This window comes from Treponema denticola, assembly GCF_024400535.1.
In the GTDB taxonomy this organism is placed as follows: domain Bacteria; phylum Spirochaetota; class Spirochaetia; order Treponematales; family Treponemataceae; genus Treponema_B; species Treponema_B denticola_C.
This window is the reverse complement of the sequence record NZ_CP038800.1, coordinates 1,883,040-1,897,244: the sequence shown is the minus strand read 5'-3', so window position 1 is coordinate 1,897,244 and position 14,205 is coordinate 1,883,040. Positions and strand designations below refer to the sequence as shown.

At 37.7% G+C, this 14,205-nt stretch carries 15 protein-coding genes; all 15 read left to right on the top strand.

Annotated elements, in window-relative coordinates; all coding sequences use genetic code 11:
- Positions 1 to 5: 5 nt before the first annotated feature.
- The 15 genes from E4N78_RS08980 (at position 6) to E4N78_RS08910 (ending at position 14,178) form a co-directional block, all read left to right on the top strand.
- On the top strand, positions 6 to 365 hold the full coding sequence (locus E4N78_RS08980) for a hypothetical protein (protein WP_147623478.1): 360 nt from the start codon (positions 6 to 8) through the stop codon (positions 363 to 365).
- A 35-nt stretch (positions 366 to 400) separates the two neighbouring features.
- On the top strand, positions 401 to 1,399 hold the full coding sequence (locus E4N78_RS08975; RefSeq protein WP_255810222.1) for a major capsid protein: 999 nt from the start codon (positions 401 to 403) through the stop codon (positions 1,397 to 1,399).
- 21 nt (positions 1,400 to 1,420) lie between these two features.
- On the top strand, positions 1,421 to 1,768 hold the full coding sequence (locus E4N78_RS08970; protein ID WP_255810221.1) for a hypothetical protein: 348 nt from the start codon (positions 1,421 to 1,423) through the stop codon (positions 1,766 to 1,768).
- Positions 1,769 to 1,839: 71 nt separating this feature from the next.
- Positions 1,840 to 2,451 (top strand): hypothetical protein, encoded by a 612-nt coding sequence (locus E4N78_RS08965; RefSeq protein WP_255810220.1) that lies wholly within the window; start codon positions 1,840 to 1,842, stop codon positions 2,449 to 2,451.
- Complete coding sequence (locus E4N78_RS08960; RefSeq protein ID WP_255810219.1) at positions 2,448 to 2,885, top strand: DUF4783 domain-containing protein; 438 nt, start codon at positions 2,448 to 2,450, stop codon at positions 2,883 to 2,885. Before E4N78_RS08965 ends, E4N78_RS08960 begins: the two co-directional genes overlap by 4 nt.
- A 23-nt stretch (positions 2,886 to 2,908) precedes the next feature.
- On the top strand, positions 2,909 to 3,598 hold the full coding sequence (locus E4N78_RS08955) for a hypothetical protein (RefSeq protein ID WP_255810218.1): 690 nt from the start codon (positions 2,909 to 2,911) through the stop codon (positions 3,596 to 3,598).
- A gap of 10 nt (positions 3,599 to 3,608) precedes the next feature.
- On the top strand, positions 3,609 to 4,013 hold the full coding sequence (locus E4N78_RS08950; protein WP_255810217.1) for a hypothetical protein: 405 nt from the start codon (positions 3,609 to 3,611) through the stop codon (positions 4,011 to 4,013).
- Positions 4,014 to 4,048: 35 nt separating this feature from the next.
- Entirely contained in the window at positions 4,049 to 4,312 is a 264-nt protein-coding gene (locus E4N78_RS08945; protein WP_253690105.1) for a hypothetical protein, read from the top strand.
- Positions 4,293 to 7,598, top strand: coding sequence for a tape measure protein (locus E4N78_RS08940; protein WP_255810216.1), 3,306 nt, complete (start codon positions 4,293 to 4,295; stop codon positions 7,596 to 7,598). The genes E4N78_RS08945 and E4N78_RS08940 overlap by 20 nt, the downstream gene beginning before the upstream one ends.
- 2 nt (positions 7,599 to 7,600) lie before the next feature.
- Positions 7,601 to 7,954, top strand: a complete 354-nt coding sequence (locus tag E4N78_RS08935; RefSeq protein WP_255810215.1) for a hypothetical protein — start codon at positions 7,601 to 7,603, stop codon at positions 7,952 to 7,954.
- A gap of 2 nt (positions 7,955 to 7,956) precedes the next feature.
- Positions 7,957 to 8,430, top strand: a complete 474-nt coding sequence (locus tag E4N78_RS08930) for a DUF1833 family protein (RefSeq protein ID WP_255810214.1) — start codon at positions 7,957 to 7,959, stop codon at positions 8,428 to 8,430.
- The gene (locus E4N78_RS08925; protein WP_255810213.1) at positions 8,430 to 8,858 is read left to right on the top strand and encodes a C40 family peptidase; all 429 of its coding nucleotides are present in this window, start codon (positions 8,430 to 8,432) and stop codon (positions 8,856 to 8,858) included. The genes E4N78_RS08930 and E4N78_RS08925 overlap by 1 nt, the downstream gene beginning before the upstream one ends.
- Positions 8,821 to 11,877: a host specificity factor TipJ family phage tail protein gene (locus E4N78_RS08920; RefSeq protein ID WP_255810212.1), complete on the top strand. Its 3,057-nt coding sequence runs from the start codon at positions 8,821 to 8,823 to the stop codon at positions 11,875 to 11,877. Before E4N78_RS08925 ends, E4N78_RS08920 begins: the two co-directional genes overlap by 38 nt.
- A complete protein-coding gene (locus E4N78_RS08915; RefSeq protein ID WP_255810211.1) occupies positions 11,816 to 12,184 on the top strand; it encodes a hypothetical protein in 369 nt (122 codons plus the stop codon). The genes E4N78_RS08920 and E4N78_RS08915 overlap by 62 nt, the downstream gene beginning before the upstream one ends.
- Positions 12,185 to 12,198: 14 nt before the next feature.
- Positions 12,199 to 14,178 (top strand): apolipoprotein A1/A4/E family protein, encoded by a 1,980-nt coding sequence (locus tag E4N78_RS08910; protein WP_255810210.1) that lies wholly within the window; start codon positions 12,199 to 12,201, stop codon positions 14,176 to 14,178.
- Positions 14,179 to 14,205: the final 27 nt, after the last annotated feature.

Sequence of the window (14,205 nt, the reverse complement as noted above, 5' to 3'; positions counted from 1 at the left end):
AAGAAATGGTAAAAGCAAACATAGGAAGCGTAACGCTGGAGGAAAAAACTCTTCTTTCAGGAAGTAACCACATAGTGGTATCTTACCCTGTTAAGGACGGAATAAAAGGTCTTGCCGCAGGAACGGCCGTAAAGCTTGACGGCGGTAAGGTTGAACACTTGGCAGCCGACACGGATGATGCAATAGGGGTATTGTACAAGGAAGTAGAATTGGACGAGAGCGGCAAAACAAAGGACGCGTCAGCCTTGGTTGTAATTTTCGGTGCCGTAAAAAAATCTTCGGTAAGCTATAAAGACACCGGAACGGCTTGCACCGAACAGCTGGTAGAAAAGCTTAGGAAAAACGGAGTTTATGCTATAAACTAGCCGTTAGATTAAAGATTAAAGTTAGGAGAATAATTATGCCTTTAAATCAAAATGTAAGGGAAAGAATAAACTCATTTTTCTCTTTGAAAAATTTCACGGATGTTATCACAGGGTTACCTAAGCCTCAAACACCGATAACAGACCTTTTGTTTCCGCAAGAGGTAAGGAAGCTTAAAACCTCGCCTTATATCGCGGTTCAGGATATCGAAAATGAAACGGGAGCTGTTCCTGTGGTGATCAGGGGTTCTAAATCTTATTCCGTTGACGGAGGAACAAAGAGTGCAAACCTTATTGAAGTTCAGCCTCTTTCGATGAATAGGGTAATATCCGGTGCAGAGCTTAACACTCTTATTGCAATGGGAGATGTTGACGGGATTTCCGAAAAGCTTACCGAGGTGATTGAAAATCTTAGAGATAGGACTGCCGTATCTACAGAGCTTTTGGTTTGTCAATCCTTGTCGGGAAAAATCGCTTATCCTGCCGCAGTAGAAGGCGGGGCATTAGACACTTACGAGGTAGAACTTGGAAAGATTAAATCTCTTTCACCTTCAACCTTAACAGGTGCATCAAAGTTATCGGATGTGCAGGCTGCCTTGGAAGCCCAGTTTTTTGCCCAGCAGCAGACAGGAGCATCTTCGGATGTAAGACTTTTAACGGGAACCGATGTTTATTCGGTTATCATAGAAATTCTTTCAAAGGCAACCGGAAATGTGCCGGTACAGTACACCGATTACGGCCTTATTCTTTTCGGCAAGTATAAGCTCATGCCGATCACGGGAAGTTATAAGCTGCCGGGAAAGAGTGCTGCAACAGCGGTAATCGATTCAAAGAGCATTCAGTCAATAGACCTTGCAAACACAGGAAAGCTTTTCTATGCGGCCTTAGATGAGCTTGATGCAAAGCTTCAGCCCTTGCCCTTCTTTGCAAGCTATGAAGAACTTCGAGATCCTTCGGGGGTAAAGGTTATGTCTTCTTCAAAACCCTTACCTGCCTTTGCGGTAAAAAAATCGACGATCAAAAAGTATGTAGCTTAAAGCATAAGGAGAAAGAAAAAAATGGCGGTAAGTGTTGAAGATATAAAAAAAGCGGTAACGCGTCAGGAGTATCTAACTCTTACCGCAGGCGATGACGGAAACGCTTTAAGGGCCTTGGAAAGAGCGAACCTTTGGGTTAAGGGAAAAGTCCTTTCAACCGGAAACGAATTCGATGAAGAAAACGAGGTTATAAAAACGGCTATAATTACAAGATCGGTTTATGAACTTTTTTCGTTTGTCGGGTTTGAATCAAGGGCAAAGCAAAAGGCCGAAGATGCAAGAGAGCTTTTAGAATCATATTTCGGAAACACGGCAGGCGGAGAAAACAGGGAAATGAACCCTATAGCCGGAGCCATCCGAGTTCCTTAAAAAATTTTATTTTAAGCGGCTTTTTTTGAGGCCGCTTAATTTTTTTTAAAATCGAGAGGTATAGAAAAAAAATGAGTGTTAGGATTGTGTATAAACCTAAGTCTTTTTCCGACAAATTAAAAGGCGGTCTTTCTGAAGCCATGAAGGAAGCAGCCCTTTATATGCGCTCAAGTGCAAACAAAAAAATAAACAAAGGAATAGCACCCGAAAACTCATCCTTAACCAAGGTATTGAAAAAAGGAGATAAAACATTAAGGGATACAAACCTAATGGCAACAAGCATTACTCCTCATTCAGGGGAGCTTTGGGCAAGTACCGGAACAAAGGCGAAGCAGGCTAAAATCTTACAATCAGGAGGAGTCATAAGGCCTAAAAAAGCTAAGGCTTTATGGATTCCGTTTAGCGTTAAAACAAAAGAACTGATGAGAAAATACGGGAAGGAAAAACCTTCCGGCTTGATAGAGGCGATGAAAAACGACGGCTATTTTTTTTTCTTTACTTCATCGGCAAAAGTCTTTATGGCTCAAAAGGGAAAGGGAAAACCCTTTGCTTTATTTTTGGTACGCTCTTCAATTAAAATTCCTGCCCGTCCTTTTTTATACTTTGATGAACAAGATGAAAAATACATAAGAAGCTTGATAGCAAAAGAAATACATAAAAAATTAAAGGGAAAAAGTAAATGATAGTAATTAAAGCTTTACAGGAAGCCTTATCAAAAAAAGGAATTATAAACATTTTAAAACCTCAAGCGAGCACGGTCGCAGATGCTCACGCAGAGCTCGCTCTTATAGGGTTTACGGCTGGAGGAGAAAAAAAGAATAACGACATAAAAAGTTATGAGACTATAACGCTTTCTTGTGATATCGTGTCCTTAGGAGTTTCAATCGACTATGTAAATGAGCTATCAAAATTTTTAAAGAAAATGCTTGAGCTTTGTATCGATTCTCTTGATGTTCATTTAATAAAAAACAATCAAGAATATATTATCAAAGCTCATTTCCAAAAAGTACAGGAGGGAAGATTTGAATATCCTGAAGACTCTCAAGCGTTGCCGGCAGAGTACAGGGAGGGATATATAATAACAATGACATATCCTTCATTTTTAAATGAAGAGTAATAAAAATATTACGGAGGGAAAAAATGAGACCTGGAGGAAAAGACGGAAGATTGTACCGGATTGTTTTCGGTGCGGAAATAAAGGGGAGTGCTTCGGTAACAAAGGTTCCGAAAGAAGGATTTTACAAAATAAGTGCTATGGCCGGCACGGGGTCAAGTATTCCTAAACCGGATAATGCTATTCAAGGCGGGCTGGGGCTTGGCGTGGGAAACATTTTCTTTGCAAAAAAAGATCATCCGCTTACAGTAGGAGATGCTCTTATTCCGCTGGAGCTTCATCTTATAAGCTTTGTTACGGATGTGCAAGATAACGCCCAAGGTCAGACCTTTGATGTAACGACACAGGCGGATGTTGAATCGGGGGTACGCTCTTATATTCCCAGTGCTTTCAAAGAAAGGTCGGGCTCAATATCGGGCTTTGTGGATGTGGACTCTCAAGAGCAAAAAGAGCTATTCGGAGAATTTAGGGAAATTGTGATTGAGGATGTTCAAGGAAACAAGGTAACAAGGCTTCCTTCTAAAGCCTTGGAACATGAGTTTATGATGAGCCGAAGAGAGGCAGCTCCTGAAGGAGAAACGGAGATGTGGGAATATATGCCGATAGTTTGCGAGTCTATCAATACAAGTAAACCTATGGACGGCACGCAGCCCTTTAGTTTTAACTACAAGGTTGACGGCAAAAGGAAGCCGTCTCTTATTTATATTTCAAAGTAAGGAGAAAATTATGATATTGACGGCTAAGACAAGATATGATTATGTGCCGGCCTTTAGCGGCAACAAAAATCTTAAAACGGAAGACCGTGTTGTTTGCGAAATAATAAGACCTACGGTTGAAGACAGGAACGGGCTATTCAGCATGGATGTAGAGCGGGAATTAACTGCGGCGGCAACGGCCGAAAAAAAAGCGGCGGTAACATTCAAACGCCGAATGGATGTTTCAAGAATTTTAAGGCGTCATGTAGGAACTATAAAAAACCTTGAAGTAAAAAATGAAGACGGAGGAACGGTTAAAATCAAGGACGGAGAAGCCTTGGCAGAATGTACCGCTTACGGAGTGGCTGCTCTTGTTGAGGAGCTTTGCCAAGAAGTTATATCCGACCGTCTTTCGGAAGAAGAAAAAAAAATTTAAAAATTGCATTTGAACTTGTCTATGAGGGGTGGCACGTGAAAAGCTGGCACCCCGAATATGACGAAAAAAAAGAACTATTCACATTTGGGGCCTTGCGCCGCAAAGATTTTAAAAATTACCTTACAGAAGATTTTTTTAAAAGTTTTAGTATTTGGTCTCGTTATCGAAAATTCGGGCTTCCTTCGGGGAAGGGATATGTAAACGAAGCGGGTGCTATAATTGAACTTGTAGAATTGTTTGACGGAGTTTTTGAAACGCTTAGAGAAAAAGAGGTAAAGGATGCAGCAGGTAACCGATGAGTTAAGAATCTTAGTTGAGGCAGAAGTAGAGCGGGCTATAAAAAACATAGAAAAGTTTGACTCTGCTATGGACGGAACGGAAAAAACTACAGCCTCTTTTTCTGAAGCTTTAAGTGCTGTAGAAAAAAAAGCCTTAATAATGAGCGGAGCAATCATCACGGCAGGGGGAGCCTCCGTTAAGTTTGCTGCCGATAATCAGTCCTTAAAAAGTTCTCTTGAAGTTCTTTTAAAAGATGCAGGGAAAGCTAAAGAAGTTTTTGATGAGTGGAAGGAGTTTGGAGCGTCCACTCCTTTACAAACAGAGGAAATAGGAAAAGCCGGGAAACAGCTTTTAGCCTTCGGTGTTACGGCAGAAAGTGTAACAGACACAATGCGGGGCTTGGGAGATATAGCCACGGCAACCGGAATAAGCCTTGGAGACTTATCGACGATTTACGGACAGATAAAAACGCAAGGCCGTCTTTTTGGTGATGATATAAAACAGCTTCAAGGAAGAGGAATCCCAATCGTTCAAGAATTGAGTAAACAGTTCGGAGTAAGCGAGGCTGCCATTAAAAAAATGGTAAGCGAAGGCAAGATAGGCTTTAATGATTTTGATAAGGCTATAAAAGCTATGACAAAAACAGGCGGACAGTTTGAGGGGATGATGGCTCGTCTTTCAAAAGATACTATGGGTAAATGGTCTACAGCCTTAGATAACGGGAAACAAGCCTTAGCATCTTTCGGAGACCTTATGCTCCCTTTAGTAAATGATGTGCTGGATTTTGCAACAGGAACCTTTGAAGCAATATCAAATTTAGATGCAGGAACAAAAAGATTTATTTTAGGGTTTGGCGGAGTCATCGCCGTTTCAGGACCTGCAATAAAAGCAATAACAGGAATAAAAACAGCTCTTACGGCTTTAAATGCCAATCCCTATATGCTTGCGATAGGAGGATTGATAACCGGAGTTGCTTATTTAACCGGTCTTTTTGCGTCTCAAAAAGAAGAGGTGGAAGATTTAAGTGAAGCAATGGAAAGAACAAAAGGCGAAGCCGATCGCCTTCTTTCGTCGTATAAGGGTATGGAAAAAAACAAGGTTCTTGATAAAACTGTTACAAAAGAACTTTTGATGTTATACCCTGAACTTTCAGGAAAAATAAAAGAATATTCTACAACTGTTGAAGAGGCTCAACGGCAGATAGGAATTTTACACAGATTAAAAAGCGCACAATCAGAGGAAGAATACAATAGGGTTCTTTTGGAAAGTGCAAAGGCCTATGACGAAATAAAAGATAAAATTCCGCGTCTTACCGAAGAAATGTTTAAGGCCGCAAAAGAAACCGGAAATTTTGACAAGGCCTTAAAAGAATTAAAGTATGCAGGAAAAGTTGTAGAAGATATTGAGAAAAGTTTTAAAAAGGAAGGAGATCACAGAGACTTTTGGCTTGAACAATATTTAAAAACGGAACTGCCTCAAATTTTAAATGAGGCAAAAAAGCCCATAAATAAAGAACTGGCAGAAATAGGTGCAGGATTTGAAGATGAGACCAAACGGGCTGAGCGCTTAGTTATACTTTGGGACTTAATCGCCAATCAAACAAAAGAAAATCTTTATGGATCAACAGAAGGCTTACGAGAGGCTATATCAAAATTAAAAGACGAATTGGATTCTGCCCTTTTGGGGGGAAGCGATGTATCAGGGGAAACAACAAATGCCTTTGTAAAAATTCTTGAAAGCATAGATCCCGAAAATCCTGGCTTTAAATCAAAGATAGGGAAATTACAAGATGAGCTAAAAAAGATAGAAACGGGAGTTACAATTACTCCTCTTATTGATGAAAATTCAAAAAAAACATGGCAGCAGTGGTGGCAAGAAATAACAAATGTAGATGAGACTCTTTTCGGCTCTTCCGGCAAAAAGGCAGGGAATCTTTTTATTCAAGGGATAAGGGGTTCAGCAAAGGAAGAAGAGAACCTTGCAAAAATAATTCTTGAAGACTTCGATATGAAAAAGGCTTTAGAAGGACAAAAAGAAACAATTCAAAGCGCTTTAAAGGATTTATTTAATGCAAAAAATGAAGACGGCTCTTCAGTTTTCGGCATTACAGATAACTCCATACAGGTATTACTTTCAAGGATAAAAGAAATAAATGCCGAAATTAAACAGCTTGAAAACAACGAAGAAATAAAAAAAATATATGATGAGCTTATAAAGAAAAATGAAGAGCTAGGTAAAACTACCGATGAATTGACCTTATCAAAACTAAAGCAGCTCAATGCCGATGAATCTTTGATAAAAGAGGCAGAAAAGCAAATAAGACTTTTTAATACGGGGAATATATTAGACGCTTACAAGAAAAAAGTTGAAGCTATAGGAAAAAGTGAGTACGATTTAGCTCGCGAGACCTTAGTAGCCAACAAGGCAACGGAAGAACAATTAAAACAATTCGATGAATATGTAAAAAAACTTAAAGGCTTGGAAGGAGGTTTTTCTCCTTTTGAAGAAGCTTTTAAGTCTGTAATGAAAGACGGTCTTGTGTCAATGTTTGACGAACTGGGAATTAAATCGGATGAGTTAAAAGAGAAAGCCTCTCAGGCTATAGCCGACATCTCTTACGCAATAGCGGACATAAGTTTTGACCATCTGGTACAGGGCTTAAGCGATATAGGTTATGCCTTTGCTCAAGGCGATGATGCCGCCGAAGCCTTCCATGATTCAATGGTTAAAATGGCACAAGAAATTTTAAACCAGCTTCCTAACCTTTTTTTACAGGCGGGCTTACAGTTAATAGCACAAGGTCAATGGGCCTTAGGGTTAGGCTTTGTTGCAGCAGGCTTGGGAAGTGCTGTAGTAGGCGGTGTAGTCTCCGGAACTATCGACAGGGAAAAGGGAGAAAACAAGCTCCACAAAAATGCGCTCGGAGGCGTTTATGAAAAAGGTGATGTTATCCCCTTTGCCTTAGGCGGGGTTTTTACAAACAAGATAGTTACAGAGCCAACTTTGTTTAAATTTGCAAAAGGCACAGGTCTTATGGGAGAAGCGGGGCCTGAGGCGATAATGCCTTTAAAACGCGGAAAAGACGGGTCATTGGGTGTAGCTGCCTTGGGAGGAGAAGCGCCTAAAGTAATGATTACAATAATAAACAATACAGGGGAAGCGGTTTCTCAAAAAGAAACTGAAGGAGATGACGGATCCCGTAATATCGAAATAATGATAGGACAAGCAATTAACGGAGTTATAGCAAGCGGCAAGGCCGACAGAAGCTTAAAAAACAGATTCGGCTTAACAGTACAAGGAGTTTAAATATGGCAGAAATATCATGGCCTGAAGAGTTACCGGAAACATTACAACTTGAAGGATTATCGGCATCTTACAGCGATCCGGTTATAAGAACCGAAATGGATGCAGGGCCTAAAAAAATGAGAAGGCGTTACACAGGAGCAACCAAAATAATTACAGGTAATATAACCGTTACAATCAAACAGCAAAAGATCCTTGAAGACTTTTACAGGCGTGTCATAGCTTACGGAACAAGAAGATTTAATATGAAGCACCCTCAAAGTTTGCAGGTTCAAGAGTTTAGAATGATAGAACCTATTAAAGAAGTTTCAAATGGGGCCGGGCTTTATGATATTACAATTACGCTAGAGGAGTTTTAAACATGACGAAACTTTCAAAAAGAGCCATAGAGGCCTTAAACAGAAACGAAACGGATGAGGTCTTTTTATATTGCTTGGAAATAGAGGTTGAAGGAGAAGATGCTTGGAGGTTTGTAAACAATAACGAAGATATTATATCCAACGGGAAAAGATATACAGCTTGCGGGTTTACCGTTTCTCTTCCTTCCCAAAAAAACGAAACGGGAAGCGAAACCTGCCGGCTTGCAATAGATAATATAGACAGCCGTATAATGCAGTTTATTTCTAAGGGTATAGGAAAAAAGATAACGGCAAAGATTATAATTATTTTGGCGGACACTCCCGACATTATAGAAAAAGGGCCTTTAAAGTTTATATTGAGAAATGTATCTGTCGATAAGGCAACCGTTCAGGGAGACCTATACGATTTTTATTTGTTTGACAGGAATATTCCTGAAGGCCGTTTTACGCCCAAAGATTTTCCGGGACTTTTTTAATGCTTGCTCCTTGGGTAAAAAAATACATCGGCATTCCTTTCCTTTCAAACGGCAGAGACAAAACAGCTTGCGATTGTTACGGGCTTTTATTTTTGATTTACAGAATAGAATTTGATACGGAATTACCGCTTCTTTTATCCGATTATAAAAATGCTTGCGATGTAAAAGAAACAAAAGAAATTTTTAAAATAAATAAGCCATTAATTGCAGGAGAAAAGCTTGACGCTCCCGATATAGGAGATGTAGTTCTCCTTAACTATCAAGGCCTTCCTTCACACATAGGCATTTACGCCGGAGACGGGTTTATACTTCATACAACCGAAAAATCGGGGAGCGTTTTACAAAAATTAAGCTCACCCGAAATAAGGGGAAGAGTGGAGGGGTATTACCGTGTCAATAAAAATTATCGCAAAGGTTCATCCCTTTGATGCAAAAAAAAGAATTATAAAAGAAAGTGAACCGAAACCTTTATACTTACTTTATGAAGAACTTAATATAGGGTTACCGATAGAACATGCACACTTTTTAATCGAAGATGAAATAATTAAAGATATAAATAAAACCCCTAATGACGGACAAACTGTTTATATTGCAGTACATCCGGGCGGCACTCCTGAAGGAACTGGCAAAGGAATGGCTATAGGCGGAGCCTTGGCAATACTTGCAGGAATTTTAGTAACGGCTATTTCTTTGGGAAGTTTGACCGGAGTGGGGGTAGCTCTTATAGGAACGGGAATCGGAATGCTTGCAGGCGGAGCTGTCTTATTAAACTTGGATATTCCAAATTTAAAAGACAGAGAAAAGCCTAAGCAAAACCCTTCCATAAGGGGAGCCAAAAACAGAGCTAATCAATTAGGGTTTATTCCTATTGTTTTAGGAAGACATCTTATATATCCTGACATGGCAGCTAATCCTCATTTTGAAATTGAAGGAAACGATCAATATTTAATACAGCTTTTTTGTGCAGGCTATAACGATATAGAAATCGAAAAAGATTCCATTAAATTAGGGGATACATTATTAAAAGAGTATTCAGAAACAAAAAATATAGATAAAATCCTATCAGGGGAAGATTCTGTTGTCAAATTACAGATTTTAAAATCCGGAGAAGAGTGTTCATTTTATAAAAAAGCTGTAAGAGATGAAAATATAAACCAATTATTGAAACACAGTTTTGAAGACGGAAAAGACGGAAGTATAGTAAGAACAACACCTTCAAAAACTACAAAGATAAATGTAGATATTTTCTTTTATTCGGGACTTGGAAGATATAATGATTCAGGAGATGTAGCGAGTGCTTCTGTAGAGGTCGCCTGTTATTATAAAAAAGAAAATGACTCGGATTCACAGTATTCCTTATTAGGCTTTTTTAACGGGAATAAAAATGTAATCGAAGGAAAAGAATTAAAAACAAAAAGGTTTCAAATAACAAAAGAGGGATTGCCTCCTGATAAATACACTTTAAAGTTTACCCGTATTACTTCTGACTCGGAAGACAATAAAATAGTTGATGCCGTTTATGTAGGAAGCGTCCGATCCTTTACGGATGACAGGCCAATCCGTCTTGAAAGACAAAAGAATTTGACAATAGTTGCACTTAAAATAAAGGCAACAGAACGCCTTAACGGCGTAATAGATTCTTTAAACTTTATAGCTCAAACTAAAATCCCTGTATACAAAGGAAGCGGACAAGGCCCCGCGTCGTGGGAAGAAAAATTGACCTCAAATCCCGCAGCAATTTTAAAATATGTTTTACAAGGAAAGATAAACTCTAACCCGGTCTCAAATGAAGACATAGATTGGGAAAGCTTTGAAAAATGGGCTTTATGGTGCGATGAAAAAAAATATTCTTGTAACGCAGTTCTTTCCGATAAGGCAACTCTTTCAGAATTAATTACGATGATAACTCACACAGCCAGAGCCGATGCCGTTAAAATAGACAGTAAGTTTTCGATTGTACAGGACGTCGAAAGATTAAGTCCCGTTCAGTTGTTTACTCCTCGAAATACGAAGTCTTATAGTCAAAACCTTTTATTTGCAGATATTCCGGAAGCTATAGAATTTAATTTTATTGATGAGGCCTCAGGCTTTAAAGAAAATGAAAGGATTGTTTATGATACGCCTACAGGAGAGGCAGGAGAAACCGAAGCTTTAAAAAAACAGCAAGAAACGCTTTGGGGTGTTACAAATGCAATGCAAGCTTTTAAGATAGGGCGGTATCAATATGCCTGTATGCACAACAGACCTCGTGTGCATAAAATTGATGTAGACCTTGAATTTTTAGTTTGCACTAAGGGAGACAGAATTCAATATGCGGGAGATATAGGACTAATCGGGATAGCTTATGGAAGAGTTAAGGGAGTAGAAACTTTAAGCGGTTTAACTACGGCCGTTATTTTGGATGAATATATTGAAGCCGAAAAAGGAAAGACTTATGCTTTACGTTTTAGAAAAAAAGACGGCCGCATATTGATTGCAGATACAAGACCTTTATCTACAAGTTATACAAACAAAATAGAATTTGAACTTGCGTTAAACGAAAATGATACACCTCAAGAAGGGGATTTATTTACTTTCGGAATAAAACAAAAAGAATGCCTTGATTTAATAATTACTTCAATAGAACCTATCGATGAATGGAATGCTTCTATTATCGCAGTAGACTATTCGCCTGAAATTTTTGGAATAGATGATCCTTCTTATGTTGTTCCTCCGTTTGATAATAAACTTACAAACATTGACGGAAGTATTTCCGATTCAGGGAGTGTAGAGCAATGGAAGTATTATTACACTTATAATGACAGCGAAGAAGAACCTTTAAGACCGAAGGGGGATGGGACAAAAGACGGTTGGCATCGTCTTCAAACTAAAAGGAGTATTTGGGTGTCGACAAAAAATGCGATCAATATAAATGAAGGTCAATGGACTGCACCTGTAAGACTTAAAGGTGAGAAAGGTATTCCCGGAGAAACCCTATCTTTTCCCACCGATACCGACATTTTAAGTCTTCTGAACTTTGACGAAACACCTCAAGCCCTACCCGCTCCCAATCCTTCTTATACAGCTTGGCAATCTAAAATAATCGAATATGACTGTACAGACAAAACAGAAATCAAGATGATTTTTCAAGAAGCTTTAAATAATGTAATTATTTTATCGGGAGAATTAAAAAACGATTTTACATTAAAACTTTTCTTTGATAAGCAAAATGGCAACGGAGCTAAGCAGTATCACATTATTTATAAACTTACTGGTAATTATAACGTCGTAATTACGACAGGTATTAAAAATAAAAACTCTATATCGCAAAATATAAATACTGAAACATTCGGCCTTGGCTGTTATGCCGTCGTAGATTTTAAAGGGAATGTGTGGCATTTTAAGGGTGAAAAAAGGACAAGGCGGAGACTTAGACAATTTAGACCTTGCAGGATTTTTCAGCGATGATGATTATTTTTTAATTGAAAAAGAAAACGAAATAAAAAAATTAAAAAAAACGGATGGACTTTTAGCAATTCAAAAATACGATAGTCCTATCGGAGAAGTTAAATTTTTTTATGAAAATGATTATAAGCACGGATTTTTAGAAGCTAACGGACTGCCTTTCAGTCCTGATGTCTTTCCTGAATTTGCCGCTTATGTGAAAAGAGTTTTTAACACACAAACAGAACCGTATTCAAATTGGCCTTACAGGCCTAAAATTATAAAAAATGACGGAACCTTTATTTTTTTAAAGGCCGTACAGGGGGTATAATATGGCATATACAAATGAACAACTGGGTAAGGCTCTGGGAAGACCTAACGGTAGCCTATAACAATTTTATCGAGAAAGCAAAAGAAGCAGCTATTGCCGCTATGGGAGATACGGTAATTGCTCAAATTAAACAAGACGCTAAAAACTATATTGCCGCAGAACTTGCAGAGCAAAAGGCTGCACTTGAACAAGCAATTGAACAGGCTAAGATTGCACTTAAAAATTCAAGCGATGAAGCGCATGTTAAATTACAACAATTTAGCGAAGAAAAACAGCAAGAGCTTTCTGCCCTTGTTGAGGAAAGCAAAGAGGCTTTGACATTATTAGCCGAGCAAAAATTTGAAAATCTTAAAACTCTTGCTGATGCAGAGGAAAAAAGATTAAAAGATGTAGCTGTAGAGATGAAAGCTAATATGGAAGAAACGGCAAAAGAAGCTAAGGAAAAAGTTGTAAAAGAATTTTCAAATATTAGTGAAACTGCTGTTACGGAAACAAAGGAAGAATTAAAAAATCAACGAATTGAATTTGAAAGAAAACTTTCAAATCAAGTAGATGAATTTAAAAGTTTAAGTATAACCGAGGGAAATAAAATTAAAAAGCTTACTCGAGAAAAAATAATTGAATGGGAGCATCAGTATAAAGAGCTATATCAGTATGTACGGCTTATGAGATTCAATGGGAACACCCTTTTAAAAAATATTTTAAAAGTCAAGTTGGATGAAGAAAATGGAACGCTTTTTTTATCCACAGGCTATTCGCTAAATATTGATGATAATTCTAATAAGGCAAGTGTTTTAGTATACGTATGTAGGCCAGAAGATGATGCCCCTTTAAGATGCTTGTCAGTCGATGTTCCATTAGGATATAAAGATAACATGTTGCCTTACAAAAATTTTAGCAATTATTGGGATGATGATAATTATTTTTTAAAAAATCTTATATGTATAAATTACGACGAAAAAGACATTCTAAAAGATGCAGAAGGTTATGTTCATTTAAAAATTGTAGTTACTAATAAGGAAAATTTCTCTTTTGCTGATACATACATTGGACGTTTTATAATTGCAAGAAGAAAAACTAATTTAACGTATATAAATGTTAGAAGTTTAAATAACGATATTTTAGAAGGTACCTATAATTTAACAAGAGAAGGAAATATTGTTTATACGATATTTAAAGGTAACGACATAATAAAAATCCCTTATATACACGCAAATGATATAATTGTGGGCTTCCATTTAACCGAGATGTTGACAGAAGAACAAAAAAAAACAATTGAAAAAGGGCTCATAGAAATAGAAGGAAAGTATACCGGCTATAGCCATCCGATTATACATAGGCCGACCTTTAAAGAACCGGGGCTGCCGAATGAGCCGCCTCCAACTATCAAGGAGTCTTTATGTAATTATTACAAACTATTAAAAAGTCAAAACAAGGATGAGGAGTATTTTTATATAGAAATGAAAAGGTCTGAAGTTTTGGCAAACACCGAAGAAAAAGACAGCCTTAAATTTATTTGTTTGAAAATTGTCTCCCGTGATTATGATATTAGAATGTTTAAATTTAGAGGTTTTTTTACTGATGATAATGAGGAAGGAGATTTGTATATTTACGATAAAGAAGTCTTACCTAAATTTTTAAAAGAAACGGTGATACATTTACCGGCGAAGGAAGGGGATAATTATAAAATTTTAAATGCTTTAACTTTTATGGAGCGTGGAAAAAATTATACTGTTACCGCCGATTTTAAAGTATTAAATGATACGGCCGCTGAATTTGCGACTATCTTATTCTATGATTTTACTAAAAGTGAGGTTCTTGCGAGAAGTGAAACGCCTGTTGTTAACGGAAAGTGTAAAGCTCTTTTAAAATTTAAATATGATTATCCGGTCGGACATAATGTCGGCATATTATTTTATTCGGGGTATTGCGGATACACACAAGGGATTGAGAGCGAATATAAAAATTTTAGCTTAGTTGAACATGTTTATTAAATTATATAAAAAAAGGAGATAAAGCAA

Excerpts from the sequence above, each read along its gene's own strand:
- E4N78_RS08910 (WP_255810210.1), top strand. The coding sequence starts at position 12,199 with ATGAACAACTGGGTAAGGCTCTGGGAAGACCTAACGGTAGCCTATAAC.
- E4N78_RS08935 (WP_255810215.1), top strand. The coding sequence starts at position 7,601 with ATGGCAGAAATATCATGGCCTGAAGAGTTACCGGAAACATTACAACTT.
- E4N78_RS08965 (WP_255810220.1), top strand. The coding sequence starts at position 1,840 with ATGAGTGTTAGGATTGTGTATAAACCTAAGTCTTTTTCCGACAAATTA.
- E4N78_RS08975 (WP_255810222.1), top strand. The coding sequence starts at position 401 with ATGCCTTTAAATCAAAATGTAAGGGAAAGAATAAACTCATTTTTCTCT.
- E4N78_RS08970 (WP_255810221.1), top strand. The coding sequence starts at position 1,421 with ATGGCGGTAAGTGTTGAAGATATAAAAAAAGCGGTAACGCGTCAGGAG.
- E4N78_RS08940 (WP_255810216.1), top strand. The coding sequence starts at position 4,293 with ATGCAGCAGGTAACCGATGAGTTAAGAATCTTAGTTGAGGCAGAAGTA.
- E4N78_RS08980 (WP_147623478.1), top strand. The coding sequence starts at position 6 with ATGGTAAAAGCAAACATAGGAAGCGTAACGCTGGAGGAAAAAACTCTT.
- E4N78_RS08960 (WP_255810219.1), top strand. The coding sequence starts at position 2,448 with ATGATAGTAATTAAAGCTTTACAGGAAGCCTTATCAAAAAAAGGAATT.
- E4N78_RS08930 (WP_255810214.1), top strand. The coding sequence starts at position 7,957 with ATGACGAAACTTTCAAAAAGAGCCATAGAGGCCTTAAACAGAAACGAA.
- E4N78_RS08950 (WP_255810217.1), top strand. The coding sequence starts at position 3,609 with ATGATATTGACGGCTAAGACAAGATATGATTATGTGCCGGCCTTTAGC.
- E4N78_RS08955 (WP_255810218.1), top strand. The coding sequence starts at position 2,909 with ATGAGACCTGGAGGAAAAGACGGAAGATTGTACCGGATTGTTTTCGGT.
- E4N78_RS08925 (WP_255810213.1), top strand. The coding sequence starts at position 8,430 with ATGCTTGCTCCTTGGGTAAAAAAATACATCGGCATTCCTTTCCTTTCA.